Origin of the sequence: Halomonas sp. 111, from assembly GCF_052379685.1 — a bacterium.
Classification (GTDB): domain Bacteria; phylum Pseudomonadota; class Gammaproteobacteria; order Pseudomonadales; family Halomonadaceae; genus Vreelandella; species Vreelandella citrativorans.
In genome coordinates, this window is sequence record NZ_JBQSYV010000019.1 from 1 (window position 1) to 23,593 (window position 23,593).

Annotated in this window: 26 protein-coding genes; 17 read left to right on the forward strand and 9 right to left on the reverse strand. The window is 54.7% G+C overall.

Going from position 1 to position 23,593, the window contains the following annotated elements; translation table 11 throughout:
• Positions 1 to 175 precede the first annotated feature (175 nt).
• From ACT3T7_RS14155 to ACT3T7_RS14170, 4 genes are all read left to right on the forward strand, one after another.
• Positions 176 to 1,309, forward strand: coding sequence for a Fic family protein (locus ACT3T7_RS14155; RefSeq protein WP_444631359.1), 1,134 nt, complete (start codon positions 176 to 178; stop codon positions 1,307 to 1,309).
• Positions 1,310 to 1,505: 196 nt separating this feature from the next.
• Positions 1,506 to 2,324, forward strand: a complete 819-nt coding sequence (locus tag ACT3T7_RS14160) for a type IV toxin-antitoxin system AbiEi family antitoxin domain-containing protein (RefSeq protein WP_444631360.1) — start codon at positions 1,506 to 1,508, stop codon at positions 2,322 to 2,324.
• Positions 2,308 to 3,246 (forward strand): nucleotidyl transferase AbiEii/AbiGii toxin family protein, encoded by a 939-nt coding sequence (locus ACT3T7_RS14165; protein ID WP_444631361.1) that lies wholly within the window; start codon positions 2,308 to 2,310, stop codon positions 3,244 to 3,246. The genes ACT3T7_RS14160 and ACT3T7_RS14165 overlap by 17 nt, the downstream gene beginning before the upstream one ends.
• Before the next feature lie 69 nt (positions 3,247 to 3,315).
• Positions 3,316 to 4,266, forward strand: a complete 951-nt coding sequence (locus ACT3T7_RS14170; protein ID WP_444631362.1) for a DUF808 domain-containing protein — start codon at positions 3,316 to 3,318, stop codon at positions 4,264 to 4,266.
• 35 nt (positions 4,267 to 4,301) lie between these two features.
• On the opposite strand, the gene ACT3T7_RS14175 is transcribed toward ACT3T7_RS14170, so the two are convergent.
• Positions 4,302 to 4,610 carry a hypothetical protein gene (locus tag ACT3T7_RS14175; protein WP_149573861.1) on the reverse strand — a complete coding sequence of 103 codons (309 nt, stop codon included), beginning with the start codon at positions 4,608 to 4,610 and terminating at the stop codon, positions 4,302 to 4,304.
• Positions 4,611 to 5,019: 409 nt separating this feature from the next.
• On the opposite strand from ACT3T7_RS14175, the gene ACT3T7_RS14180 reads away from it, so the two are divergent.
• Together ACT3T7_RS14180 and ACT3T7_RS14185 are read left to right on the forward strand one after the other, a co-directional pair.
• Entirely contained in the window at positions 5,020 to 6,003 is a 984-nt protein-coding gene (locus tag ACT3T7_RS14180; RefSeq protein WP_172118200.1) for a DUF1852 domain-containing protein, read from the forward strand.
• Positions 6,004 to 6,031: 28 nt separating this feature from the next.
• A complete protein-coding gene (locus ACT3T7_RS14185) occupies positions 6,032 to 7,054 on the forward strand; it encodes a methionine synthase (RefSeq protein ID WP_444631363.1) in 1,023 nt (340 codons plus the stop codon).
• A gap of 46 nt (positions 7,055 to 7,100) precedes the next feature.
• On the opposite strand, the gene ACT3T7_RS14190 is transcribed toward ACT3T7_RS14185, so the two are convergent.
• Both ACT3T7_RS14190 and ACT3T7_RS14195 read right to left on the reverse strand, forming a co-directional pair.
• Positions 7,101 to 7,871 (reverse strand): metallophosphoesterase, encoded by a 771-nt coding sequence (locus tag ACT3T7_RS14190; protein ID WP_444631364.1) that lies wholly within the window; start codon positions 7,869 to 7,871, stop codon positions 7,101 to 7,103.
• 208 nt (positions 7,872 to 8,079) lie between these two features.
• A complete protein-coding gene (locus ACT3T7_RS14195) occupies positions 8,080 to 8,865 on the reverse strand; it encodes an AraC family transcriptional regulator (protein ID WP_444631365.1) in 786 nt (261 codons plus the stop codon).
• Positions 8,866 to 8,972: 107 nt separating this feature from the next.
• Here ACT3T7_RS14195 and ACT3T7_RS14200 point away from each other — a divergent pair, with 107 nt between their 5' ends.
• On the forward strand, positions 8,973 to 9,782 hold the full coding sequence (locus ACT3T7_RS14200; RefSeq protein ID WP_444631366.1) for a sulfite exporter TauE/SafE family protein: 810 nt from the start codon (positions 8,973 to 8,975) through the stop codon (positions 9,780 to 9,782).
• A gap of 297 nt (positions 9,783 to 10,079) precedes the next feature.
• Here the strand turns inward: ACT3T7_RS14200 and ACT3T7_RS14205 are convergent, their stop codons facing one another.
• From ACT3T7_RS14205 to ACT3T7_RS14220, 4 genes are read right to left on the reverse strand one after another with little or no spacing between them, the layout of a single operon-like run.
• Positions 10,080 to 10,376, reverse strand: a complete 297-nt coding sequence (locus ACT3T7_RS14205) for a DUF1330 domain-containing protein (protein ID WP_172118158.1) — start codon at positions 10,374 to 10,376, stop codon at positions 10,080 to 10,082.
• 21 nt (positions 10,377 to 10,397) lie between these two features.
• Positions 10,398 to 11,075, reverse strand: a complete 678-nt coding sequence (locus ACT3T7_RS14210; RefSeq protein ID WP_444631367.1) for a type 1 glutamine amidotransferase domain-containing protein — start codon at positions 11,073 to 11,075, stop codon at positions 10,398 to 10,400.
• Positions 11,072 to 11,716: a TetR family transcriptional regulator C-terminal domain-containing protein gene (locus ACT3T7_RS14215; RefSeq protein ID WP_444631368.1), complete on the reverse strand. Its 645-nt coding sequence runs from the start codon at positions 11,714 to 11,716 to the stop codon at positions 11,072 to 11,074. The genes ACT3T7_RS14210 and ACT3T7_RS14215 overlap by 4 nt, the downstream gene beginning before the upstream one ends.
• A 53-nt stretch (positions 11,717 to 11,769) precedes the next feature.
• Positions 11,770 to 12,288, reverse strand: coding sequence for a cupin domain-containing protein (locus ACT3T7_RS14220; RefSeq protein WP_444631369.1), 519 nt, complete (start codon positions 12,286 to 12,288; stop codon positions 11,770 to 11,772).
• Between the two features lie 471 nt (positions 12,289 to 12,759).
• Between ACT3T7_RS14220 and lldD the strand changes: the two genes are divergently transcribed.
• The 3 genes from lldD to ACT3T7_RS14235 all read left to right on the forward strand — a co-directional run bounded on the left by lldD (position 12,760) and on the right by ACT3T7_RS14235 (position 15,814).
• Positions 12,760 to 13,920 (forward strand): FMN-dependent L-lactate dehydrogenase LldD, encoded by a 1,161-nt coding sequence (gene lldD / locus ACT3T7_RS14225; protein ID WP_444631370.1) that lies wholly within the window; start codon positions 12,760 to 12,762, stop codon positions 13,918 to 13,920.
• A gap of 416 nt (positions 13,921 to 14,336) precedes the next feature.
• Entirely contained in the window at positions 14,337 to 15,191 is an 855-nt protein-coding gene (locus ACT3T7_RS14230) for an SDR family NAD(P)-dependent oxidoreductase (RefSeq protein ID WP_444631371.1), read from the forward strand.
• A 62-nt stretch (positions 15,192 to 15,253) separates the two neighbouring features.
• Positions 15,254 to 15,814, forward strand: a complete 561-nt coding sequence (locus ACT3T7_RS14235; RefSeq protein ID WP_444631372.1) for a flavin reductase family protein — start codon at positions 15,254 to 15,256, stop codon at positions 15,812 to 15,814.
• 94 nt (positions 15,815 to 15,908) lie between these two features.
• Here the strand turns inward: ACT3T7_RS14235 and ACT3T7_RS14240 are convergent, their stop codons facing one another.
• Entirely contained in the window at positions 15,909 to 16,853 is a 945-nt protein-coding gene (locus tag ACT3T7_RS14240) for an AraC family transcriptional regulator N-terminal domain-containing protein (protein ID WP_444631373.1), read from the reverse strand.
• A gap of 222 nt (positions 16,854 to 17,075) precedes the next feature.
• Between ACT3T7_RS14240 and ACT3T7_RS14245 the strand changes: the two genes are divergently transcribed.
• From ACT3T7_RS14245 to ACT3T7_RS14260, 4 genes are all read left to right on the forward strand, one after another.
• Positions 17,076 to 17,816, forward strand: coding sequence for an SDR family oxidoreductase (locus ACT3T7_RS14245; protein WP_444631374.1), 741 nt, complete (start codon positions 17,076 to 17,078; stop codon positions 17,814 to 17,816).
• A gap of 59 nt (positions 17,817 to 17,875) precedes the next feature.
• Positions 17,876 to 18,337: a carboxymuconolactone decarboxylase family protein gene (locus ACT3T7_RS14250; protein WP_444631375.1), complete on the forward strand. Its 462-nt coding sequence runs from the start codon at positions 17,876 to 17,878 to the stop codon at positions 18,335 to 18,337.
• A 5-nt stretch (positions 18,338 to 18,342) separates the two neighbouring features.
• Complete coding sequence (locus ACT3T7_RS14255; protein ID WP_444631376.1) at positions 18,343 to 18,699, forward strand: Atu4866 domain-containing protein; 357 nt, start codon at positions 18,343 to 18,345, stop codon at positions 18,697 to 18,699.
• 186 nt (positions 18,700 to 18,885) lie between these two features.
• Positions 18,886 to 20,082 carry a Bcr/CflA family efflux MFS transporter gene (locus ACT3T7_RS14260; protein ID WP_441679124.1) on the forward strand — a complete coding sequence of 399 codons (1,197 nt, stop codon included), beginning with the start codon at positions 18,886 to 18,888 and terminating at the stop codon, positions 20,080 to 20,082.
• 60 nt (positions 20,083 to 20,142) lie between these two features.
• On the opposite strand, the gene ACT3T7_RS14265 is transcribed toward ACT3T7_RS14260, so the two are convergent.
• Positions 20,143 to 20,706, reverse strand: a complete 564-nt coding sequence (locus ACT3T7_RS14265) for a TetR/AcrR family transcriptional regulator (protein WP_193055387.1) — start codon at positions 20,704 to 20,706, stop codon at positions 20,143 to 20,145.
• Between the two features lie 121 nt (positions 20,707 to 20,827).
• Between ACT3T7_RS14265 and ACT3T7_RS14270 the strand changes: the two genes are divergently transcribed.
• Genes ACT3T7_RS14270 through ACT3T7_RS14280 form a run of 3 tightly spaced genes read left to right on the forward strand, consistent with a single transcriptional unit; the run spans position 20,828 to position 23,576 of the window.
• Positions 20,828 to 22,057, forward strand: coding sequence for an MFS transporter (locus tag ACT3T7_RS14270; RefSeq protein WP_444631377.1), 1,230 nt, complete (start codon positions 20,828 to 20,830; stop codon positions 22,055 to 22,057).
• Positions 22,054 to 22,269, forward strand: a complete 216-nt coding sequence (locus ACT3T7_RS14275) for a hypothetical protein (RefSeq protein ID WP_444631378.1) — start codon at positions 22,054 to 22,056, stop codon at positions 22,267 to 22,269. The genes ACT3T7_RS14270 and ACT3T7_RS14275 overlap by 4 nt, the downstream gene beginning before the upstream one ends.
• Positions 22,263 to 23,576 carry an amidase gene (locus ACT3T7_RS14280; protein ID WP_444631379.1) on the forward strand — a complete coding sequence of 438 codons (1,314 nt, stop codon included), beginning with the start codon at positions 22,263 to 22,265 and terminating at the stop codon, positions 23,574 to 23,576. Before ACT3T7_RS14275 ends, ACT3T7_RS14280 begins: the two co-directional genes overlap by 7 nt.
• The last annotated feature ends 17 nt before the right edge of the window (positions 23,577 to 23,593 follow it).

Sequence of the window (23,593 nt, forward strand, 5' to 3'; positions counted from 1 at the left end):
CAAACATTAGCTCAGCGAGGGTACTTACACTGGGTTACAGCCAGGAGTCGCACGCCACTCTAAAATTAATGGTAAATTTTTCTTGCTTGAGCCTGTTTATGGCTACTGGCCCATGAGCCGAATATAAACCATAATCGGCTCATAATGTGATCTGAATAGGCGGGGCAATCGGCTCATGTATATCTGGGAACAGCGACATTGGCCTCATTTTGAGTGGGACGAATCCGTGCTTCGACCTACGCTGGATGCCGTGCGGTTACTGCAGGGCAGGGTGTTGGGTAAAACTGAGGCGGCCTACGGTCAGGCCGATCTGGATGTGGAGATGGATGCACTGATCCAGAATGCTATTCGTACCAGCGAAATCGAAGGTGAGCGCCTGGACGTTGGCTCTGTGAGGTCTTCCGTTGCACGCCAGTTGGGTTTAGAGCAGGCCGGTATCTCTGCCAGAACAACACCTGAATCCGAGGCGCTGGTCGAGCTATTGCTGCAATCCACGCATCAGTTGGATGTGCCGCTTTCCCGCGAAGAGTTGTGCCTCTGGCAATCCATGCTTTTTGTGCAAGGTCCCGGCGTGCTTGGCAATGTACGTGTAGGCGAGCTGCGTGGCGACCACCCTATGCAAGTGGTGTCGGGGCGGCTTAATCGGCCTACCGTTCATTTTGAAGCACCGCCCCGTGGGCAGTTGGAGGCTGAGCTGGATGCATTTATTACTTGGTTCAACCATCCACCACCGGGACTTGATGGGCTGGTTCGCGCTGGCATAACCCATCTATGGTTGATTACCTTGCACCCCTTTGATGATGGTAATGGGCGCGTTACCCGCGCGGTGACAGATCGTGCGCTGGCACAAGCAGAGCAACAATCCGTTCGCTTCTATTCTTTGAGCGCAGCCATCATGGCGCGCCGCAATGCTTACTACGAGCAACTTGAAAGCGCTCAGAAAGGCAGTCTCGATATTACGCCGTGGTTGTTGTGGTTTCTGGATACGCTGAAAGAGGCACTTGAACAGGCGCTGTTAAGAATCGACCGTGTGTTAATGAAAGCCACCTTCTGGCAGCGCCATGCGACCACCGTGCTGAACGCACGGCAAATCAAGGTGCTGAATCGCTTATTGGATACAGCAGGGGAGGAGTTTGAGCAGGGCATCAATGCTCGTAAGTACCAATCGTTGGCCAAGGTGAGTAAAGCCACTGCAACGCGGGATTTGGCAGAGCTGCTTGAAAAAGGCTGCCTTTACAAGCTGCCCGGTGGAGGGCGCAGCACGCGCTATACGGTGTTACTTGAGCGAACAGTGGATGGCACCTTGTAGTGGCGATCTTTGCCCTTTTAAGGCTTGATTGCCACTGAAGTGGAAAGTACGCAGGTCGCTATGCCATGGGATATGCATAAGGTATTTGTTGTTGAGGTTTATAAAGCTCCTGATAACGTCACTATGAGTGACTTTTTTTGGTATTTATTAAACCCTGATCATTGTGCCGGTTTATAAAAAGTGTATTTTAGTCACTATGAGTGATCAAAATGATGGAAAGTTAAACCGCCTGCTGACTGGGCTAAGCGATACTGGCGTGGTTTCCAGCCGGTGGTTAAGAGCGCATGGCTATTACAGTAGCTTGTTGGCCCGTTATGTCGGCAGCGGTTGGCTGGTCTCCCCGGCGCGTGGTGTGTACATGCGCAAAGGAGGTTCCCTCCATTGGGAAGGGGTAGTACGAGCGCTACAACAGATGGAAGGTCTGTCGCTGCATATAGGTGGGCGCTTTGCCTTGGCTTGGCTTGGGCATGAGCATTACTTGCGCTTGGGCGAAGCTGAAGTGGTCACGCTCTATGGGCCAGGTCGTATGCCAGGGTGGGTACGCAAGCTGCCGTTGGTAGAGCGCATTGAATACTGCGGCAAAGGGCCTTTCGATCTGCCTGATATTCCATTTACTGATGAAACGACGGGGCAGGCATTGCTGGACCAAGGGTTGGAGCAAAGAGAAGCATTACCCAGCGGGATGCTGATGTTTTCGACCCCGGAGCGCGCCATGCTGGAGTTATGTGATGAGGCGTCTGATGCTGGGGGGGTCTACGAAGTGGACGCTTTAATGCAGGCCATGGCCACCCTACGCCCTCGACGGCTTGAAATGCTGTTGCGCCACTGTCATAGCATCAAGGCCAAGCGTCTGTTTCTCGCGCTGGCCGAGCGTCATGGGCACGCCTGGTTTTCGCACCTGTCGATTGAGGGTGTGAATCTCGGTCGTGGTAAGCGTTCGCTTGTTCCTGGCGGCCGCCTGCATCCCACGTATCACATCGTCCTGCCGGGAGACCTTGATGAGCAGTTGGGATAAACGCTACAGCGACCGTGTGCAATTGCTGGTAGATATCCTGCCGGTGCTGGCAAAGGAAACTCGGTTTGCACTAAAGGGCGGCACCGCCATCAACTTGTTTGAGCATGATCTCCCTAGGTTGTCAGTGGACATCGACTTGACCTGGCTGCCTGTGCAGAATTTTGAGACAGGCGTGGTAGACATTGCTGCGGCACTAGAGCAGTTGGCGGAGACCTTGCGTGCACGCCCTTTGCAATTACAGGTACAGACATCGGGTGGCGCGAACACAGGGGGAATCACACGATTAATTTGCAGCCGTGGCCGGGCGCGTGTGCAGATTGAAACAACCCCAGTGATGCGTGGCACAGTACACTCGGTGCGAACGATGGTGGCCCAACCGGCAGTCGAACAGGCCTTCGGCTTTGCGTCAACACAGGTGCTCGGTTTTGCCGACCTCTACGCTGGAAAATTGGCGGCGGCCTTGTCTCGTCAACATCCCAGGGACCTGTTCGACATTGGCTTGCTGCTCGAAGATGAACGTGCCGATGCGACATTGTGGCGAACCTTTCTAGTATACCTAACATGTAGCCCCAAACCGGCTTGGGAACTTCTGGCTCCCCGGGAACCAGTGGATTTTGAGACGATCTTCGATGCCCATTTCAAGGGAATGACCTCCAAGCCGGTGACGGCGGCGCAACTGCTGGAGAACAGAGCACAGTTACTGCTATGGATATCCAAAAAGCTGGATAAGCCGTCATGTGACTTTCTATGGTCCATTGAAAATGAGCAGCCTGATTTTGAATTGATCCATTTAGAAGGCGCGTCAGCACTGCCAGGGGTAGGGCGAAAGCTGCAAAACCTTACTCGCCGCTCGAAAGCCAAGCGCCAGGCGGATCGCCATGAACTTGAGCAGACCCTGGCACGGATAGTATCTGATGTGTGAAGGGACGCGCTCCGCCCAGCCCGCTATGTGCTTTACTATCTACACCTGTTATTCACGGAGGAAGCATCCATGGCCATAGGCGGCTTGATTGGATTGCTGGATGACATTGCCGCCCTGGCGAAGTTGTCCGCAGCATCATTGGACGATGTGAGTGCTGCCGCCGGGCGTGCGACGGCTAAGGCGGCCGGGGTGGTGGTGGATGATACGGCGGTAACGCCGCAGTATTTGCAAGGAGTGGCAGCGGAGCGTGAATTGGCGATTGTGAAGAAAATCGCATTGGGGTCGATCCGCAACAAGCTGATTTTTATCCTGCCGGTGGCGCTGCTGTTGAATCACTTTTTGCCCGCGCTATTGCCGATCATCCTGATGGTGGGCGGCACCTACTTGGCCTTTGAGGGCGCGGAGAAGGTCTGGCACAAGCTCTCTGGCAAGCATGACGACGATAAGCCAGCGGTAGAGAAAGGGCCGGAAGCTGAGAAAAAGATCGTGAGTGGTGCCGTTCGCACCGACCTGATTCTTTCCGCTGAAATCATGGTGATCGCGCTTTCTACTGTTTCCCATCAAGGGTTCTGGTCACAGCTGGCGAGCCTGGTGGTGGTCGCGTTTGTCATCACTGTTCTAGTGTATGGCGTGGTGGCGCTGTTGATCAGGATGGATGATGTCGGCCTAAAGCTCGCCCAGCGGGAGAGTCCGGGAATGCAGAAACTGGGCCGTGGTCTAGTGACGGCCATGCCCAAGGTGCTAGCGACCATCGCAGTGGTGGGCACCATCGCCATGCTCTGGGTGGGAGGGCATATCCTGATGGTCAATCTAGGTGCCGATGGAACGGGTTGGTTCAATTCCCCCTATGCGTGGGTACACCACATTGAGCATGGCATTAGCGAGGCAACCGGTGCCTTGGGCGGCCTGCTGGGCTGGAGCTTCAATACACTGTGCTCTGCGGTGATTGGCTTTTTGGTGGGTTCGGTGGTGGTGGGTGTGCTGCACCTCGTTCCCTTCAAGAAGGCGCATTCGGCATAGGTGGGCCGCGACGGGCGTACCAGAGAACCAAGAGTTTAGTTATAAACGCTTTCACAGTTGTCGCGATACAGCGGGGCATCGGTGCCCAACGCCAGTCGCTTGGTGTTGCTGTTGTAGTAGAAGCGACCGGACTCGGCGCCTGAAAGCGCATAGTCGCCGCACACCCCATACCCCTTGTTGACAGTCGCTAGGTTGGAAATTTCGGCCGGTGCTTGGCTATTAAGACGCTCCGAAATCGTCTCGGCGATGTGGGCATCACGCTGGGCCTCGGAATAGGCCTGGCCACCGAATATCAGGCCCGCCACGACGAAAATGGCGACGACGGGAATCCATAGGTTATGCATAGCGTGTCCAGTGAAAGAATATAAACGTGCATGAAGTCTGCAGAAAACTATTTAGCGGGATAATAACTTTATCAGATTTGCGCAGAAAACCCCGTACTTTTAGTGCGGGGATGTCGAGCGCGTCGTATGACTACCTAAATTCATCAAGCCCAACGCAGCCAGCATCTTTTTCAGTTGAAGAGTCGGCTTTCACTATGAATTTTTCTAAACTTCCCATGAAATAAGACCATTTTTATTCATCTTTGTACTCCTGTATAAAATCTCTAGTGCTCTTCGTTATAGAGCCTGTCAGCTTCTTATGAATAAGGCTGTCAGGTTTAAAAGCTGTAAAGCTGCCCGGTTTATAAATATTGGGCCGTTCCGCAGAAGCGAAGAACCGGTTCGATTTTTTACTATTGGAGGCGAGATGATGAATAACGACGTCGCATTTACTATCAAGCGTATCGGCTTCGATGAGAATTATCGTCCGTCGGACAATACGCGTATCACGACCAACTTTGCCAATTTGGCCCGGGGCGAAAGGCGGCGCGAGAACCTCCGCAATACGCTGGAAATGATCAATAACCGTTTCAATGCCCTGGTGCATTGGGATAACCCCGAAGGGCGTCGTTATTGCGTCGAACTCGACATCATTTCCGTGAGTATGGAGGTTGGCGCAAGGGGCCATGAAGCGCCTTTTCAAATCATCGAGATACTCAAAACCAGTTTTCTGGACAAGCAAACCGGCAAACGCATCGACGGTATCGTAGGGAACAACTTTTCATCCTATGTCCGAGATTACGACTTTAGCGTGCGGCTTTTAGAGCATAACAAGCACCAGTCGACTTTCAGTATTCCGGATGATTTTGGTGTTCTGCACGGCAACTTGTTTAAAAGCTTCGTGGATTCACCCGTTTACAAAGAGCATTTCGGGAAGCCTCCCGTCATATGCTTGAGCGTATCGGATAACAAGGTCTATCACCGAACCGATAATCAGCATCCCGTATTGGGGGTTGAATATCAGCCGAACGAGTCTTCGCTGACCGAGCAGTACTTCAAGAAGATGGGGCTTCAGGTTCGCTACTTTATGCCTGCCAACAGTGCTGCCCCGCTGGCGTTTTATTTTTCTGGTGACCTGCTCAACGATTACACCAACCTTGAGCTTGCCGGCACCATTAGCACCATGGAGTCTTTTCAGAAGATTTACCGGCCTGAGATCTACAACGCCAATGCGGTTGCCGGAAATGTTTATCAGCCCAACTTGAAGAACTCGGATCATTCGCTCACTCAAATCGTTTACGACCGAGAAGAACGTAGCCAATTGGCCGCCGAGCAGGGGAAATTTGCTGAAGAGAATTTCATTAAACCCTATCAGGCGATGCTTGAGCAGTGGTCTTCCAACAGCTCGCTTTAACCTAATCAAATGCACGGGATGATGACTCATGAGTAAACGCTTACCCACTTCGACGGCGGGCAGCCTGCCCAAACCCTCCTGGCTTGCCGAGCCCGAAACCCTTTGGTCGCCCTGGAAATTGCAAGACGAGGCGTTGATTGAAGGTAAACAGGATGCGCTGCGCGTGTCGCTGCAGGAACAGCAGCAAGCCGGTATCGATATCGTCAGCGATGGCGAACAAACGCGTCAACATTTCGTGACAACCTTTATCGAGCATCTTAGCGGCGTCGATTTTGAAAAGCGCAAAACCGTGAGAATTCGCAATCGCTACGATGCGAGCGTGCCGACGGTTGTGGGCGAGATCAACCGCCATAAGCCAGTTTTCGTCGAAGATGCCAGGTTTTTGCGCGAGCAAACCCGCCAACCCATCAAATGGGCGCTACCGGGCCCGATGACCATGATCGACACGCTGTATGACGATCACTATAAAAGTCGTGAGAAGCTGGCGTGGGAGTTCGCGAAAGCGCTCAATCAGGAGGCTCGGGAACTGGAGGCAGCAGGCATCGATATTATTCAGTTCGACGAACCTGCGTTCAACGTGTTTTTCGATGAGGTGAATGACTGGGGAATCGCCGCCTTGGAAAGAGCCATTGAAGGGCTCAAATGCGAAACGGCTGTCCATATCTGTTATGGCTACGGCATTAAAGCCAATACGGATTGGAAAAAGACGCTGGGATCGGAGTGGAGGCACTATGAAGAAGTCTTCCCCCGGCTGCAAAAATCCAACATCGATATTGTTTCGCTGGAGTGCCAGAACTCCCACGTGCCCATCGAGCTGATCGAACTTCTGCGCGGCAAGAAGGTGATGCTGGGTGCCATCGACGTCGCCACCAACACCATCGAAACGCCGGAAGAGGTCGCCGCAACGCTTAGAAAAGCACTTCAGTTCGTTGATGCCGACAAGCTCTACCCCTGCACCAACTGTGGCATGGCGCCGCTATCTCGCTCGGTCGCCAGAGGTAAACTCAGTGCCTTGAGTGCTGGAGCGGAGATCGTTCGAAAAGAACTTTGAATCCCGTGCTTGGCGCTAAGGGAACTCATCAGCGGATACACTCATATCAAGAGTGGTTGACCTCGACAATCAGGTCTGGTGAAAACAAGGGCGGATCGAACTCTTCGGGATAGCCAGCGGGGTTGGCGATGACACGTGTTCCGCTCACATTGAGGTCCACGGGCTCGTGCACATGTCCATGAATCCAAAGATCCATGCGGCCCATCAGCTGCGGAAGATGGGAAGCAAAAGCCGGGGAGAGTACATCACCGCGGTAGCGTGATGGGATACAGGAGGACAGGGGCGCATGGTGGCTTATCACTACTCTTGGACCACTGAATGGCCGTGATAGCTCCCTTTCCAACCAGGCCAACGCCTTGGCATGCAAGCGTCGACTTTCCGCCGGGGTGAAAATTTCCCCGTCCGGCTGCTCGATGATTTGGAAGTCGGGCATCAGGTCCAGCGCCCTGGCTTCGGTGAGTGACGGATCGTAGTTGGGCTGCCCGGCATAGAGGGCAAAGTCAGTCCACAGCGTGGTGCCATGAAAACGTATACCGTTCAGGGTCAGCGTGCGATTGTCCAGCAGGTGGATGCCGAGCCGGGCGGCCTCATCCTCCAGTTGCCGCCGCAGAGTCGGCATGGCTGTGCTGTAGAACTCATGATTGCCGGGGACGTAGAGGATAGGCGTACCGGCAAAATGTTCCGCTGCCCAACTGAGGCCCTGGACGCCTACGTGAATGTCACCGGCCAGAATGACAATATCGGCATCGGACTGCGGCAGCGCGCGCGGTTCGTCGAAGTCTTCCAGATGTAGATCCGATAGTATCCTCAAGCGCATCGTCAGTTCCCCTTTGCAGTGCCCCATGCGTGCCAGTGTGCTCCACACGGATAACAAAAACTAGATCGTCAACCACTTCCAACTGGTAGGCCGATAGCGTGGTTGGGCTGGTAATAATAGACTGGGCCGCGAATGTCCAGGACTAGGCTAATAGCCATCACCATTGCTCCGTTTGAGTCGGCGAAAGTTCAACAGCAAGCGGTGCCTTCTACTCTTCCAGCTGACGATTCGCCGCCCTAACGAAAGCGGTTGGCGATTGGCCAAGCACCTTACGAAACATGCTGGAGAAAGCGGCTGGGCTGTCGTAGCCGAGTTCCAGCGCGGTACGAGTAACGGAACTACCGGACAGCAGCCTAGGAAGGGCGGCCATCAGGCAGGCCTGTTGACGCCATACGGCAAAGGACATGCCGGTCTGCTGACGGAACAGGCGATTGAAGGTGCGCTGGCTGCGATGCATCTGCCGGGCCCAGTCTTCGGGAGGGCTGTGTATATGTGGCTGGCCGAGAAACGCTCGGCACAGGCTGGCTAGTTGAGGGTCGTGGGGCAGGGGCGCAAATAGCGGCAGGGCCTGAGCCTGTTGTAGTTCGTATAGGAGTAGTTGCGCCAGGGCGCCGTCGCGGCCATTTTCATCATAGAGCGCGGGTAGATGGGCGGAAGCCAGCAGCAGGTGATGCAACAGAGGCGTCACGACCAGCACCTCACAACTGCAAGTCGTGCGTGGCGCGACGCGGGGCTCGATATACAGGCTTCGGGTGCTCACCCCGTTCATACGTACCTGGTGGCGCTTGCCCGCAGGCAGCCAGACTCCGCTATAGGGCGGCACCATCCAGGTGCCGTCATCCGTATTGACTTCCATCACGCCTGTCATGCCATAGAGAAACTGGGCGCGGCGATGGGCATGAAAGTCAAGAAGCGTACCGGGGCTGTAGTCAGTGCCGATGGCCACCATGGGCCGTGCCACGTGATCCACGTCGGATAAAGGAGTATTGAGCATAATCGTTATTCTGGCCGAAATGCGATGATTATTGTCCAAAAGTCGAAGGTCAGCCAGTTCTAGTCGGCATATCCTCCCTGCTGTTGAGTTTCATCAGGAGAGTGGCGGTGTATAGTGTATTACTTCTTTGTGGCGGTTTGGCGGGCGTCACCACCGTGTTGTTCGGCTTCGGTGGTGGGTTTGTAGTGGTTCCCTTGCTGTATACTTTACTGATTGCCGTCCATGGGCCAGATAGCGCGGCGGGTCTGGCGGCTATGCATATCGCGGTGGCGACCTCGACGGCGCTGATGATCTTCGCGGCTTCAATGGCAACATGGCGTCATCATCGGCGACAGACCGTGCAGTGGCATCTAGTGCGTCCGCTGGTTGGTTATATCGCCATGGGCGCTGTGTTGGGCGCGGCGGTTGCCGTGTCGTTGAGCGGGGAGTGGGTACGCTGGGCGTTTATCGGCTATCTGGGTATTACGATTGCGGATGCTATTCTGCGGCCCGGTTTTCTGCGTCAGTCAGGGAGTGATGTGCGCCCTATGGGGCGTGGGGTAACGGCAATGGTGGGTACACTGATTGGTGCGGTGGCTGCTTTGCTGGGCGTGGGTGGCAGTGTAATGACCGTACCGCTTATGCGTCGTAGAGGCGCGAGCATGACGGCGGCCACGGCCATGGCCAATCCGTTGTCGTTGCCCATGGCAGTGAGTGGCACCGCGACATATGTGTTGCTGTCGGCAAATCACTCAGCGTTAGGAAACTGGTATGCCGGTTATGTGGATCTGCGTGCCTTGCTGGTACTTGCGGTAGGCTCATGGCTCGGTATCCGCTTGGCGTCAGTCTGGATCGGGCGCATCCCTGACCGTACTCATGCCAGGGTGTACCTGCTATTGCTGACAATGGTGCTGGTGGTGATGGTTTTTATGCATTGAATTGAGCCAGGCTGTGGCGATGAGCTGTTTTATCCCAATGTGGTGACTCGGACAGCGCATCTGCTTTACTTCGTGATTAAAGGCCGATGGTAACAGTGGCGCTGGCGCTCTTAGTCGCGCCACCTCAAAGGAAAAACTCCGCTATTGGCCGTTAGAGCAGTTCATTGGTGAATAAGCCAAGAGCTATATTGCTTTTCAGCCATTAGGCACAGATATGTTGGTCTTTGAAAAGATAAAAGGGTCGTTCGTTAAACCACGAACGGCCCTTTGTGTGTCTACGCGTAATTGCAAAAAGGCTTACGTCTCTTCAACCCCGTCCACAATAAACACGCGGTAGTCGGCACCCTGGAAACGATGCTGGCGAGCTTCCTGGTAGGCGTCGCTTTGGTACCAGGCGCGGGCGGCGGCCATGTCGGGGAAGCGCAGAATTACCGCGCCTTCCATATCGCTGCCTTCCATCACTTCAAAATCGCCGTAAAAGGCGAGCGGCTTCGGGTCGTGGCCTTCGCGGGCGGCTTTGGCCTTGGTGGCATATTGCTCCATTTCTTTCGCGTCGTGGGTGCGTTCACGCGTCAGTACAACATAAGCCGGCATTCCATTCTCCTTGGGTAATTATCAGGAAAGCTTCTTTAACAGCGCTTGAGCGGTGGCTTCGGATGAGCCGGGGTTTTGTCCGGTAATCAGCAGGCCGTCGACGAGTACGTAAGAACTCCAGTCATCGCCTTTACTGTACTCACCGCCGCTCTCTTTGAGCATATCTTCGACCAAAAACGGTACCACATTCGTCAGGCCAACGGCGTCTTCTTCGCTGTTACTGAAGCCTGTCACTTTACGGCCCGCGACCAGCGGCTTGCCGTCGCTGCCTTTCACATGACGCAGCACGCCGGGGGCGTGGCATACCGTGGCGACCGGCTTGTTGGCGGCCATCGCGCCTTCGATCAGGCGGATGGAGGTGGCGTCTTCGGCCAAGTCCCACAGCGGGCCGTGGCCGCCGGGGTAAAATATGGCGTCGAACTCGGCAATATCGATATCGGCAAGCTGATGGGTGTTGGCCAGCGCCGCTTGGGCGTCGAGGTCCACTTGGAAGCGGTTAGTGGCCTCAGTTTGGGCATCCGGCGCATTGCTGCTGGGGTCGAGTGGAGGCTGGCCACCGGCGGGGGAGGCCAAGGTCAGCTCGGCGCCTGCATCTTTGAACGCATAGTAAGGCGCGGCCAGCTCTTCGAGCCAGAAGCCGGTTTTATTGCCGGTATCGCCAAGCTTGTCGTGCGAGGTAACCACTACGAGAATTTTCATGATTGAGTCCTTTGCAGGCTGAGAGGGCGGCTGGGGTCGAGGTTTAACAAAGCGTAGGTGGCTTTAAAGGCAGCATCCAGCGGCACCCGGTCGCGGGTGATTTTGGCGCGCAGGCTGGCACCCAGCCATAGCTGGTAAAGGGTGGTGGCTAGTTCCAGGGCACTGCCTTGAGCGCTAACGGATTGAGGCAGAGAGCCATCGGCAGCGGCGGCTTCGATTGACTGGGCTAACCTGGCAATAATGCGCTCAGTACCGTGTTGCAGCACGCGGCGCATGCGTTCGGAAAGATCGCTGACTTCGGCGGCAAGCTTCACCGCCAGGCATTTTCCGCTGGGGTCGCAATGGTGTTGGGTATCCCGCCAGTGCGCCCAGTAGCTGAGAAAACGCTCAGCGTGAGAAGCGCCCGGCTGGGTAAGGCGTTCTTCAATTTGAGCGAGATAACCACTGAAGTAGTCTTCCAGCAGTGCTTCGCCAAACGCTTCTTTGGAGCTGAAGTAGTGATAAAAGGAGCCTTTAGGCACCTCGGCGGCTTTGAGAATCTCGTTAAGACCTACCGCCGAGAATCCCTTGCCACCGATGATGACCTGGCCGGTGTTAAGAATGCGCTGCCGGACATCGCCGGTGACGGGTGTCATGTTCATAGCCGCTAGCTTACGCCTGATTAGACCAGTCGTCTAGCTAGGTCTCGCCGTTTCTATGACGATGGTTTCCACTGTGGTTGGAGTGGCCCGCCCACCGGGGCAGTCTCCGGCATGGTTACGGAAGCCACCCGCGCTTGTGCTGCCGAAAGCTCGGCCGGGTCGCCGCGCTCGTTCTCCGGGTTTTGCCCCGGTGGGTAGGCGCCGACCATGCAAAAATCGTCGTCCGCCTCTACGCAGGCATGACCCACTCCGGCGGGCAGTACCAGTACATCCCCCGCGTAAAGCATCACTTCTTGGCCATTGGGGCCGCCCAGCCGCGCTCTGGCTTGGCCCTGAAAAATGCCTAGCGCCTCGTGGGCGGTGGAGTGAAAGTGGTCAAAATCATATAAGTAGTAACGCCATGCGGGCGGCCAGCCGTGCTGTTTGAACATGTTTTCAAAGGTATCGGCCCGCGCTTCTGCGCTACTGAGGTCGAGAACCTTGCTGTATATCAGTACGGGTAGTGGGGAGTTGGGATAGCCGCTCGTTTCATCGCTATCAAAAGTGAGTGTTTCGGGCTGTGGGATGCTCACCGTGACCTCCTTGCCTATGCCTTTTTGAGATCGGTATGAAGTTTCAAGATTCTGTTTTCAAAGCTCTGTTTTCAAGACTCTGTTTTTAAAACTGTGCTTTCAAGACTGTGCTGCCGTTCTCTTGTTTGATCAGATACGCAGGGTGGGGCTTCTCGCTATCTTTGTGGGTAACCTGGCCTGCGGCCCAGTGATCAGCCCATTTCATTTCACCCACCCGCGTTGCTTGAAGTCTGCCATTGCAAAACTCCGTTGTTACACACTGTTCAAGCATTGTTCGTTTTAGGCGTTTCTGCAATGTCGGGCTCGATGGGGGGCGGAGGCATTCCGCGTGGGCGAAAACGCTCATAGACTAAAGTTCAGGTCTGCGAATCGCTCTAGAAGTGGCGTAACTTGGTACGCTAGTTGGGATTGGTATCAAGATTTCAAACATACGCTCACTTCTCCGTTCCCGTGTCGAGTTAAGGCGAATTCATGATCATTTCAAGTCCTTCTGATTACCGGCAAGCCGCCAAGCGGCGTGTTCCTCGTTTTTTGTTTGATTACCTTGATGGCGGCTCGGTCACGGAAAGCACGCTGCGCAGCAATGTGGAGGCGTTGCAGGCTATTCCTTTGCGCCAGCGCGTGCTGCAGGGGGGCGGTACGCCGTCGCTTGAAACTGAAATTTTAGGCAGCCAGTGGAAAATGCCGGTTGCGCTGGCACCGGTGGGCGCCACGGGCATGTATGCCCGGCGCGGGGAAGTACAGGCCGCGCGCGCGGCAGAAAAGGCGGGGATTCCCTATACGCTCTCCACCGTTTCGGTTTGCTCGATCGAGGAAGTGGCGAAAAATGCCCACGGCGAGCAGTGGTCGCAGCTTTACGTGCTGAAAGATCGCGGCTTTATGAAAAATGCCCTAGAGCGCGCCTGGGAAGCGGGCATGAAAACGCTGGTGTTTACCGTGGATATGCCGCTGCCGGGTTCGCGCTACCGTGACCGTCGCTCGGGTATGTCAGGCCCCAATGCCAAGCTGCGCCAGTACGCTCAGGCAATCACCCACCCGCAGTGGGCGTTTGATGTAGGGCTTAAAGGCAAGCCGCTGTCGTTCGGTAACATCGAGGCCTACACCGGGCGCGAAATGAACATGGACGACTACATGGGCTTTCTGGCGAAAAACTTTGACCCCTCCATTAGCTGGAGCGAGCTTGAGTGGATTCGTGAGAGCTGGAAGGGCAAGCTGATCATCAAAGGGCTGTTGGATAAAGAAGATGCGCGAGATGCGGTACGCATGGGGGCCGACGGTATCGTGGTGTCCAACCACGGTGGGCGCCAATTAGATGGGGCTATTTCTACCGCCCAAGCGCTACCGCATATTGCCGAGGCCGTGGGCGATGAGCTGACGGTACTGGCGGATTCCGGCGTGCGCTCTGGGCTTGATGTGGTGCGTATGCTGGCGCTAGGCGCCCAAGGCGTTCTACTGGGCCGTGCTTACGTTTACGCCTTGGCCGCACGGGGCGAGCAGGGCGTTTCCCACCTGCTGGATCTAATCGCCGCCGATATGCGCGTCACCATGACGTTGATCGGCGCCAACTCGCCTGCCGAGATCAACTCAAGCCACCTGGATGCTGTGGTTAAAGAGATAAAAATGAGCGAGTAGAGCGCCTGATAGTGGTAGCGTCGGCGCTACTGCGATCCTTTCGCCATATGCATCAGTTCGTTAAATGGCCACACCCGGCCTCCATTTTACTGGGGGCCCATTTTATGGGGACTAATATCATTGGGTTGCCTGGAAGCGCAGCCTTTGCCCCTTTCTTTGCTTGTTATTCCTAATCGTCCCCTTGGCTCTACGTCCGTAATGGGGGCAGGCTTTTATTTTGCCAAAAAAAGCGATAGGCAATGTATTAAAGTAGGAATAGGCAATACGCCTAAACGAATGCACATATCCGTCATCGGTTTGTATATCTATCATTCATTCCTTACAACGATTTGGATGGGTCCAGCATGGTTTCGATGTGGTCTCGAGACATGAGAATGACTCTTTCGTAATGTGCTTTAAGTAAGGAGTGTCGAGATATGCAACAGCAACAAACGTCCAAGGTGTGGTTCATCACTGGTGCCGCACGTGGCATCGGACTATCGCTGGCGCGCCACGCAATTGCCCAAGGGGATACCGTGGCGGCTACGTCGCGCGCACTGACTAGCCTGTACAACGCACTGGGCGAAGATAGTGCGCAGCTGCTCTTGCTGGAAGTCGATCTAATTAGCGAGGTCAGCGTGCAGGCGGCTATCGAGAAAACTATCGCCACGTTTGGTCGCATTGACTACGTGGTCAACAACGCAGGCTATGGGCAGCAAGGTACGGTTGAGGCGCTGAGCGATGAGGAAGTGCGCCACAACTTTGACGTCAATGTGTTCGCACCGCTGCACGTACTGCGCCACGTTTTACCCCATATGCGCTACCAGCGCAGTGGCCACATCTTTAACGTGGCCTCTATCGTCGGTTTTCAGGGGGGCTTCGCTGGCTGGGGCAGTTACGTAGCCAGCAAGTTTGCGATCGCAGGTTTAACCGAAACGCTGTCGGCAGAAACCGCCGAATTAGGGATCAATGCCACGGTGGTTTATCCGGGACCGGTGCGCACAGAATTCCTTTCCAGGGATAGCTTGGCAATTGCCAAACGCTCGATTGCTGACTATACCGAGGCACAGGCATCGCTGGATTTGCACCTGCAGAACCTGGACGGCAATCAAGAGGGAGATCCTGAAAAGCTTGCGTTGCTAATCCTGCAGGCTGCCCGTGTCACCGAGCCACCACTACACCTTTTTGCAGGTAAGGTCGCTAATGAACTAGCGGCACAGAAGATGCAATCCGTACGCAAGGATTTGGATGCTTGGAAAGACGTTTCTGAAGCAACGGACTTCGCTGATTGATCCCAATGTACGTTTGGCCGCTGGCATCGGCGGCCAGAACGCATATTTTCTGGAGTTGATGCATGCTCGATAACCTGCCGCGTAAGAAGGCATATCGTATTCTTGAAGCTGGTCCCATCGTCCTGGTGTCAACCCGCGGCCGCAATGAACGCGCCAATTTGATGACGATGGGGTTCCATATGGTGATGCAGCACGAACCGCCGTTGGTAGGCGCCATCATCGGGCCTTGGGACCACAGCCATCAAGCGTTAACGCAGACTGGGGAATGCGTGCTAGCGGTTCCGACGGCTGATTTGGCTGAAACCGTCGTCGACATTGGTAATTGCTCGGGTAATGATGTCGATAAGTTCGAACAGTTCGGCTTAACGCCAATACCTGCCGACACTATCAATGCTCCATTGGTGCGCGAATGCTGGGCCAATCTGGAGTGCCGCGTCGTCGATGATGGGTGGGCGAAGCGCTACAATCTGTTTGTGCTGGAAGTACAACGCATATGGGTTGATTCCGCTCGGGCTGAGCAGCGCCTTCTTCACCATCAAGGAGATGGCCGTTTCAGTATTGACGGTGAAGGCATTGATCTTGGTGAGCGTATGGTGAAGTGGCGTCATCTCATGGACGAGTGAATCCTCGGCATGCTAATTGGCTATAGCCATTATGGCTTGCTGTTTTAAGCTGGTTTTGGTTGAGGTTTCAAATAATGGCTGTCCTACTGTGCCTTTAGTGTGGCATAGCGATATCTGCCAAATGGGTGGGTGGCAATAAGTTGAGGCTCGCCTTCATGGTGCGCACCTCCTCCGCAGGCGGGCGGCCGAAGAAGCGTTTGAACTCACGACTAAACTGGGACGGACTCTCGTATCCTACCCGACTTGCTGCCGCCGCGGCTGTCAATCCATCACGTATCATTAATAGCCGGGCATGATGCAAGCGGGTCGATTTTATGTATTGGATAGGCGAGGTTTGGGTTACTGCCTTGAAGTGGACATGAAAGGCGGGCGTACTCATGCCGGCTTCTCCCGCTAAGCCTTGTACCTCTAATACATCAGCGTAGTTTGAGTGAATACGCCGTAGTGCCTTCGCGATTTTACCAAATTGACCATAATGTGAGAGTGCTGACCGTACACTGCCGCCTTGCTCTCCAGCCAATACTCTATAATAGATCTCTCTTACGATGGAGGGACCAAGTATGCACGCGTCCGCGGGCATGGATAGGGCATTCAATAAACGTAATATCGCATCTGCCAATGGTTCTCCTAGCGGGGTAGACAGCATGCCACGTGGCACATCCAGTGTATGACCGCCAGACGCCTCTAACATCGTCACTAGCTCTGTGATCACCATCGCATCAAGACGGATAGCGATACCCAACATCGGTTCTTCCAAGCTTGCTTCCGTTTCCGACGTAAAGGGTAAAGGAACTGAAAGTACAAGATAATGTTGCGCATCGTAGAGATATATTTCATCTCCCAAATAACCACGCTTACGGCCTTGGCAGATAATGACGATACTCGGCTCATAGAGAACCGGGGTGTTTTTTAACGGGCGGTTAGATCGCATAAAACGCACACCATCCAGTAAAGACTGGGTGTATCCTTCATGTGGAGCAAGTTGGTATAAGCGTTTAACTATTTTGCTATGAATCACTACATCGCTATTTAACGTCATGTCAAAATGCCTGTGCGATTTATGCTAATCAGTAAAAATAACGGATTAGATAAGGAGGGCTAATAAATATATAAGCGTAATATACATATCTTTCTTGTTAGTATCCCGCCTCTCTTCATTCATTTAATAGGATTAGGCAAGCATGCAATAGTATTGATCCTATTGCTACTCTACTGGACCCCCTAATCTTCTCTGGGTACCTACCATTGAGAGGATTAATATATGAATACTTTACATACCGCCCCATCCAAAGTCGTTTTGTTAACCGGCGCCAGCAGTGGCATCGGTGAAGCTACTGCTCGCTGGCTTGCTGGTCAGGGGCATCGCTTGGTGGTTGGCGCGCGCCGTACCGACAAGCTGGAAGCATTGACCCACTCTATTCGTAGCGAAGGGGGCGTCATGGATTATCAGGCGTTGGATGTCACAGACCTTGAGGACATGCAAGCATTCGCGGCTTTTGCTCTCAATATGCATGACCGTATCGATGTCATCATCAACAACGCGGGGGTTATGCCGTTGTCTCCGCTGGCAGCGCTCAAGGTCGATGAGTGGAACCGTATGATAGACGTCAATATACGCGGAGTGCTCAATGGTATCGCCGCTGTTTTACCGACTATGCAGGCTCAAGCAAGCGGGCAAGTAATCAATATTTCATCTATCGGTGGTCTCAGTGTCATGCCAACTGCTGCCGTTTACTGCGCCACCAAATATGCGGTGCGCGCCATTTCTGATGGGTTACGTCAGGAAACCGACAAGATACGTGTGACCTGTATTTACCCTGGTGTGGTGGAGTCCGAGTTGGCGAATACCATCACCGATCCTGAATCTGCTAAAGCGATCGAGATTTTCCGTCAAATTGCTCTCAAGCCTGAGGCCATTGCCTCGGCCATCGCACATGCCATCAATCAACCCGATGATGTTGATACCAGCGATATCGTGGTACGTCCCACAGCGAGCAACTAATACGGCGCTAATTTCTTTAGCGATTACTCAGGATTAGTAGCTACTCAATGGAGTCAATAATGAAACTACTTTTATTACGAAAAATGGTCTTATGCTCAAGCCTGTTCCTTACCAGCGCCTTATTTTCGGTTATCGCGCAAGCCACGACCACGGAGGCACGCAGTGAGCGAGGAGCGGAGGTAATCCGCAGCCTTAACCAGGGCGAAGGGCAACCAATATTGGAAACCATGCGCGAGGAGTTTCCATTCCTTGCCGAAGCGACCGAAGCTTACGCTCTTGGCGATGTTTGGAGCCGGCCCGGCCTTGATGATCGCACACGGCAACTTGCAGCCGTTTCGGCCATGGCCGCCTTGGGTGAGGTTGGCATGATGCGCGTGCATGCTGATTATGCATTGAACATCGGGGTAAGCGAAGAAGAACTCAAAGAGGTGGTCTACATGATCACAGTACCTGCTGGCTTCCCGCGTGCTATTGCCGCTTCCCAAGCTCTGTCTGATCTGTTTAGTGAGCGTGACGAATGAGGGTCATGCAAGAGAGAAAACTTCCTGTCTACTGGACTCGTACACTGGTCGCCGCTGGCATTATCGCCGTTTTACCGGCGACCACTACAGCGCAACCAGCCTTCAACCAAGGATATGACGCTATGGCAGATCACCCCTATGTTGGCATGTGGATAACGGAAGATGGCCATATTCGCCATGAGCTTTTACCCAACAATCGCTACGCTGAGGCCAGAGGCGAGCGCGAAAATGCTTATCAAGGTCGCTACCAAGTGACGAATAATTATATCGAATATTGGGACGACACCGGCTTCACTGCTGATGGGGAGTTTATTGAGGGAGTGCTTTATCACGCAGGCATGGTGCTATATCGCAAAGAGTAATCTTCAACGCACACTGTTGTTCTTTATCGATTGACCTTTCCCCGGGATTAGTACCACTGGCTCAATGAGATTCTTCACATTATGGTGGCTTGGCAGCCATCTTTGGCGAATATTGGCTGATGATGGCGTCAATCGGTATCATATTATGAATGCTGCCATCATTAAGCCATCTTACCGCGAGCTTCTATGACCCAATCTAAAACGCCCTTTATTGTGGTACTGAGCCTGGCATTGACCATGATGCTGGGTCCGTTTTCCATGGATACGTACTTGCCGGCCTTTCCGGTCATTGGCGAGTCGCTGGGGATATCTCAGCAGGCCGTATCGTTAAGCGTTTCGGTGTATGTGTTCGCGATGGCAGTGGGGCAGCTCATTGGCGGTGCGCTTTCGGACCGCTTCGGTCGCCAGCGTGTATTGATGAGCGGGCTGGCAATTTTTGCGCTCGCAAGCATTGTCATCGGCATGGCGGAATCCTTGAACACTCTGCTTAGCGGGCGGGCCGTTCAAGCCATTGGCGCGGGTTTGACGCTGGTGTCGGTACCGGCACTGGTGCGCGACCGGGTGGCGGGCCGTGATGCCGCGAAGCTGTTCTCGATGATGGGTTTTATCATGGTGCTGGCGCCGGGTATCGCCCCGAGCGTTGGCAGTGCGATTTTGGCGGTGGGTTCCTGGCACAATATTTTCTTTGCCTTGGCGGTTTACGCGGTGCTGCTGGTGCCGTTACTGGTGCGGGTGCTTTTTTCCGGGAAGGGCAAAGTATCGCGATCGAAAAGCCCCAAGATGAGCCTGCTGGCACGTTACAAGCTGGTGCTGTCGACGAAACCAGCTTTACCGTTTATCGCTTGGCAGGCCGCCTCCTTCTCCACCCTGATGATGTTCATTACCTACGCTTCCTTTATCTATCAGGGGCATTTTGGCCAGTCGCCCTCAAGCTTTTCGATGCTGTTTGCGGCTAACATCGTCGCGATGCTTTTCTTCAATATTTGCAACCGTGTACTGCTTTCCAGAATATCGTCGCTGCGTATTCTGCAGTTGGCAACGGGCTGCCAAGCGGTCGGCATTGTATTGTTAGTGATGGCTGCCTTTATGGAGTGGCCAATGTACGCTTTCCTGTTCGCCATGATGCTGACCATCGGCACAGTAGGGGCGATCTCGCCCAATATACAGGCCTGCTTTTTGGAGTTTTTCCCCACTAGCAGTGGTACCGCCGCCGCGCTTTTGGGCGCCGCCCAGTTCGGTATCGCCGGGATTTTGAGTGCCCTGTCTGCCATGCTGCCGCATACGCTTGAAGCGGTGGTGTTGGCCATGGCCGCCTGTGGCTCGGTCGCGTATCTGCTGCTTGCCCGCTCAATGATCAAAGGGCGTGCCGCGGTCGAGGCGTAATAAGCCCAACAGCGCCCCTTGCCAAAAGCCCCGTGTTATCCAGAACACGGGGCTTTTTTATTAAGCATCTGCTGAGCTTACTAATTGTTCGAAAAGTGCTTCTATGGCCTGCGTAGTCGGTGTTTCGTTGGCAAACAGGATGCGGTACATCAGAGGCGCTACCACTATTTGAGTGACCCGCCCTATATCCATCGGCTGCTCTCCTCTGGCAAGGCCGCGTTCGTTGATTACTTCGATCTGCTGACGCAAGAAGCCATCACATTTACCCGCGCTGGTATGGCCTTCTGTGCCTAGAACATCGCGGAGCATCGCCCTCCCTGGGGCTGATGACATCTCCTCAAAGTACTCAACAAGCCAGGCTAACAAGTCGCTACGCACACTTCCCGTATCGGCTGGCGGCTGCTCTGGCTGTAGTTGCTCGACGGCAACGTCGGCCAGTAACTGGGTAAGGTCACCCCAGCGACGGTAGATCGTCGAGGGGGTGACGTCAGCGCGTGTGGCGATGGCGGGTACCGTAAGCCCGGCCCGGCCTTGTTCTTGTTGCAGATCTCGAACGGCTTGATGAACGGCAGCCTGAATACGAGCGCTGCGGCCACCTGGACGAGGAGTGGGTTTGTTGGTCATGTGTCCCTTCAGTACCTGTTCGTCGGCACGGTGCAATAAATCACTAACGCAAATATTTTGCTTTAGTGGGTTATTGAGTTTATGCTCTTTAAAGCTAATATTTTGCCTTTTGGGAGAGATCATGTCCATCAACGTTTCTGATACTGTCCGCCGTTCCTCTAGCTGGAGTTTGTCTCCCGCCCGTACCGTTTTCCTGCACACAGCGATAATGATTGCCTTTTTAGCAGCATCGAGTGCGCCTACCCCGCTGTACCAACTTTATCAGCAGCAGTGGAGCTTTAGCGCAACACTGCTGACGGTGGTTTTTGCCACTTACGCGCTGGCTTTGCTTTTGGCACTGCTGGTGACGGGGAGGCTGTCCGATCATATTGGTCGACGTCCGGTTATTGCCATGGCGTTGTCGCTACAGATCATCGCTATGGTGGTTTTTTTGGGTGCGGCCGGGCCGGGTTGGCTGATTGGTGCGCGCGCTCTGCAAGGCTTTGCCACGGGTATGGCCACTGCAGCAGTTGGCGCGGCGATACTCGATGTTAGTCGGGAGAAGGGGGCTGTGATTAACAGCATCTCACCACTGCTTGGTATGGCAGCCGGCGCGCTAGGCAGTACCTCGTTGGTTGTGTTGGCGCCTGATCCGCTGCACATGGTGTACGCGTTGCTGCTGGCTATTTTTCTGGTGATGCTGGGCTTGATTTGGCTGGCACCAGAGACGGTGACATATCGCCCGGGGGCATGGGCAAGCCTGAAACCACGCATTACCGTGCCGCGGCAAGCGCGCAAAACGCTGTTATCTGTCACTCCTGCGAACGTGGCAGTGTGGATGCTAGGTGGTTTTTATCTATCGCTTATGCCATCGCTGATCGTTGACGTTACGCATGTGAGCACGCCATGGCTGGGTGGTCTTGTCGTCGCAGCGCTAACGCTCACCGGTGCCACAGCGGTTCTGGCGGCTCGCAAGCTGAGCTCTTTTACAACCCTCTTGTCTGGCGAACTTGCCTTGGTCGCAGGGCTGGTTGTCATTTTGGTCGGGGCTAACCAGGGAAACGCTGTCTTGTTGTTGGCCGGGTCGGTCATTGCGGGGTTTGGGTTTGGCGCGAGCTTTCTCGGGGCTGTACGCAGTGTCCTACCGTTGGCTGAGCCCCATGAACGTGCCGCGCTGATGGGCGTGTTCTATATCGAAAGTTATCTGGCCCATAGCGTGCCCACGATGGCTGTCGGCTTCCTGGCTCAGAAGGCCGGCTTGCTGGCCGCGGTCAATATCTATGGTGCGGTGATCACTGCACTGGCCTTGCTCGCCATTATCCTGCTGCTTATGCAAGCGCGCACTTCAATGAAGAAAGGAAATCAAGCATGACTGTTCAAACTGTTTCTCCTATGTCCGCCGAGGAAGCCCAGGCTCTGGCTACCAGCCTGGGGCTGCCCCTGAACTCTGAACGTGCGCCACTGATGGCGGGTGTCCTGCATCACATACACACGGTCATTGCCCGGCTTGACGAATTACCTATCGATGAATCATGCACTCCTTCATTTGCCTTTGATGCTAGCCAGGGGAACCAACCATGCTAAATCCATTGAACCTGACACTGGCCCAAGCCAGTGCCGCCATCGCGGCACGCGAACTGTCGCCAGTAGAATTGTTGGATGCGGCCTTGGCGCGTATTGGTGCGCGAGAGCCAGAGATCAACGCTTTTGTATCTGTATGGGAAGAAGCCGCCCGTCAGCAGGCACTTGAGGCCGAGCGAGACATTCAACATGGCCGTTACCGTGGGCCGCTGCATGGCATTCCTATCGCGCTGAAAGACCTGTTCGATGTTGCTGGCCAACCCACCACTGCCAGCTCCCGTATTCGGGACGGACACCTGGCCGAGGCCAACAGCGCGGTAACGGATGCCTTGCTGCGTGGCGGCGCCATACTCTTGGGCAAGACCCATTTGCATGAGTTCGCTTTCGGCCTGACCACACCTCAAACGCGCAATCCGCTTGATCCACAGCGCACGTCGGGGGGCTCCAGTGGGGGCTCTGCCGCAGCGGTTGCTTACGGCGGCGCCTGGGCAGCCATGGGGACCGATACCGGTGGCTCGATTCGGGTGCCCGCAGCACTTTGCGGGCTGGTCGGGTTCAAGCCTACGTATGGCTTGGTCTCTCGCCACGGCACTATGCCCCTGGCCTGGTCGCTCGATCATGCGGGCCCTATGGCACGCACGGTAGAGGATGTTGGCCTGTTATTGCAGGCAGTGATGGGCTTTGATGCGCGCGACCCCGCTAGCCGTACTCCTCCTGCCTCTTTCGATACCAACGCACAGTCAAATGTGCATGGGCTGCGTGTTGGTATTCCACGCAACTACTATTTTGACCACGTTGCGGAGCCAGTCGCCGCGGCTGTTAGGCGTGCGGCAGCGCATCTGGAACAACAGGGCGCCGTGCTGGTGGAGGTGGATATTCCGCTGGCTGACTACCTTATTCCGACTCAGTGGGGCCTGATGGTGGCCGAAGCAGCAACCGTACACGCCAAGGACATACGCCAATCAGCATCGCTATACGGTGATGATGTACGAACCTTGCTCGAAGCCGGACAACTGCTGCCAGCAGGCGATTATCTGAAGGCGCAGCGTGCCCGAGACCTCATCGCTAAGCGCTGGAGTTCTCTGTTTTCAGACATCGACGTTCTACTGGCACCCACCGTGCCTCAGACAGCAGCACGCTTGGAGCAGGAAACGTTTGATTGGGAAGACGGCAGTCAAGAGAGTGTCGCCGAAGCGTATGTGCGCTTATGCGCACCCGCCAATGTGACCGGACTACCCGCGCTGACGGTGCCATTTGGTAAGGATCATCAAGGGCTGCCCGTAGGCGTCCAGATTATGGGCAGCCCTTGATGACGCCAAAGTGCTAC

What these genes read in the sequence shown, in the direction of transcription:
- ACT3T7_RS14155 (WP_444631359.1), top strand. Translation starts at nt 176, where the DNA reads ATGTATATCTGGGAACAGCGACATTGGCCTCATTTTGAGTGGGACGAA.
- ACT3T7_RS14160 (WP_444631360.1), top strand. Translation starts at nt 1,506, where the DNA reads ATGAGTGATCAAAATGATGGAAAGTTAAACCGCCTGCTGACTGGGCTA.
- ACT3T7_RS14165 (WP_444631361.1), top strand. Translation starts at nt 2,308, where the DNA reads ATGAGCAGTTGGGATAAACGCTACAGCGACCGTGTGCAATTGCTGGTA.
- ACT3T7_RS14170 (WP_444631362.1), top strand. Translation starts at nt 3,316, where the DNA reads ATGGCCATAGGCGGCTTGATTGGATTGCTGGATGACATTGCCGCCCTG.
- ACT3T7_RS14175 (WP_149573861.1), bottom strand. Translation starts at nt 4,610, where the DNA reads ATGCATAACCTATGGATTCCCGTCGTCGCCATTTTCGTCGTGGCGGGC.
- ACT3T7_RS14180 (WP_172118200.1), top strand. Translation starts at nt 5,020, where the DNA reads ATGAATAACGACGTCGCATTTACTATCAAGCGTATCGGCTTCGATGAG.
- ACT3T7_RS14185 (WP_444631363.1), top strand. Translation starts at nt 6,032, where the DNA reads ATGAGTAAACGCTTACCCACTTCGACGGCGGGCAGCCTGCCCAAACCC.
- ACT3T7_RS14190 (WP_444631364.1), bottom strand. Translation starts at nt 7,871, where the DNA reads ATGCGCTTGAGGATACTATCGGATCTACATCTGGAAGACTTCGACGAA.
- ACT3T7_RS14195 (WP_444631365.1), bottom strand. Translation starts at nt 8,865, where the DNA reads ATGCTCAATACTCCTTTATCCGACGTGGATCACGTGGCACGGCCCATG.
- ACT3T7_RS14205 (WP_172118158.1), bottom strand. Translation starts at nt 10,376, where the DNA reads ATGCCGGCTTATGTTGTACTGACGCGTGAACGCACCCACGACGCGAAA.
- ACT3T7_RS14210 (WP_444631367.1), bottom strand. Translation starts at nt 11,075, where the DNA reads ATGAAAATTCTCGTAGTGGTTACCTCGCACGACAAGCTTGGCGATACC.
- ACT3T7_RS14215 (WP_444631368.1), bottom strand. Translation starts at nt 11,716, where the DNA reads ATGAACATGACACCCGTCACCGGCGATGTCCGGCAGCGCATTCTTAAC.
- lldD (WP_444631370.1), top strand. Translation starts at nt 12,760, where the DNA reads ATGATCATTTCAAGTCCTTCTGATTACCGGCAAGCCGCCAAGCGGCGT.
- ACT3T7_RS14230 (WP_444631371.1), top strand. Translation starts at nt 14,337, where the DNA reads ATGCAACAGCAACAAACGTCCAAGGTGTGGTTCATCACTGGTGCCGCA.
- ACT3T7_RS14235 (WP_444631372.1), top strand. Translation starts at nt 15,254, where the DNA reads ATGCTCGATAACCTGCCGCGTAAGAAGGCATATCGTATTCTTGAAGCT.
- ACT3T7_RS14240 (WP_444631373.1), bottom strand. Translation starts at nt 16,853, where the DNA reads ATGACGTTAAATAGCGATGTAGTGATTCATAGCAAAATAGTTAAACGC.
- ACT3T7_RS14245 (WP_444631374.1), top strand. Translation starts at nt 17,076, where the DNA reads ATGAATACTTTACATACCGCCCCATCCAAAGTCGTTTTGTTAACCGGC.
- ACT3T7_RS14250 (WP_444631375.1), top strand. Translation starts at nt 17,876, where the DNA reads ATGAAACTACTTTTATTACGAAAAATGGTCTTATGCTCAAGCCTGTTC.
- ACT3T7_RS14255 (WP_444631376.1), top strand. Translation starts at nt 18,343, where the DNA reads ATGCAAGAGAGAAAACTTCCTGTCTACTGGACTCGTACACTGGTCGCC.
- ACT3T7_RS14260 (WP_441679124.1), top strand. Translation starts at nt 18,886, where the DNA reads ATGACCCAATCTAAAACGCCCTTTATTGTGGTACTGAGCCTGGCATTG.
- ACT3T7_RS14265 (WP_193055387.1), bottom strand. Translation starts at nt 20,706, where the DNA reads ATGACCAACAAACCCACTCCTCGTCCAGGTGGCCGCAGCGCTCGTATT.
- ACT3T7_RS14270 (WP_444631377.1), top strand. Translation starts at nt 20,828, where the DNA reads ATGTCCATCAACGTTTCTGATACTGTCCGCCGTTCCTCTAGCTGGAGT.
- ACT3T7_RS14275 (WP_444631378.1), top strand. Translation starts at nt 22,054, where the DNA reads ATGACTGTTCAAACTGTTTCTCCTATGTCCGCCGAGGAAGCCCAGGCT.
- ACT3T7_RS14280 (WP_444631379.1), top strand. Translation starts at nt 22,263, where the DNA reads ATGCTAAATCCATTGAACCTGACACTGGCCCAAGCCAGTGCCGCCATC.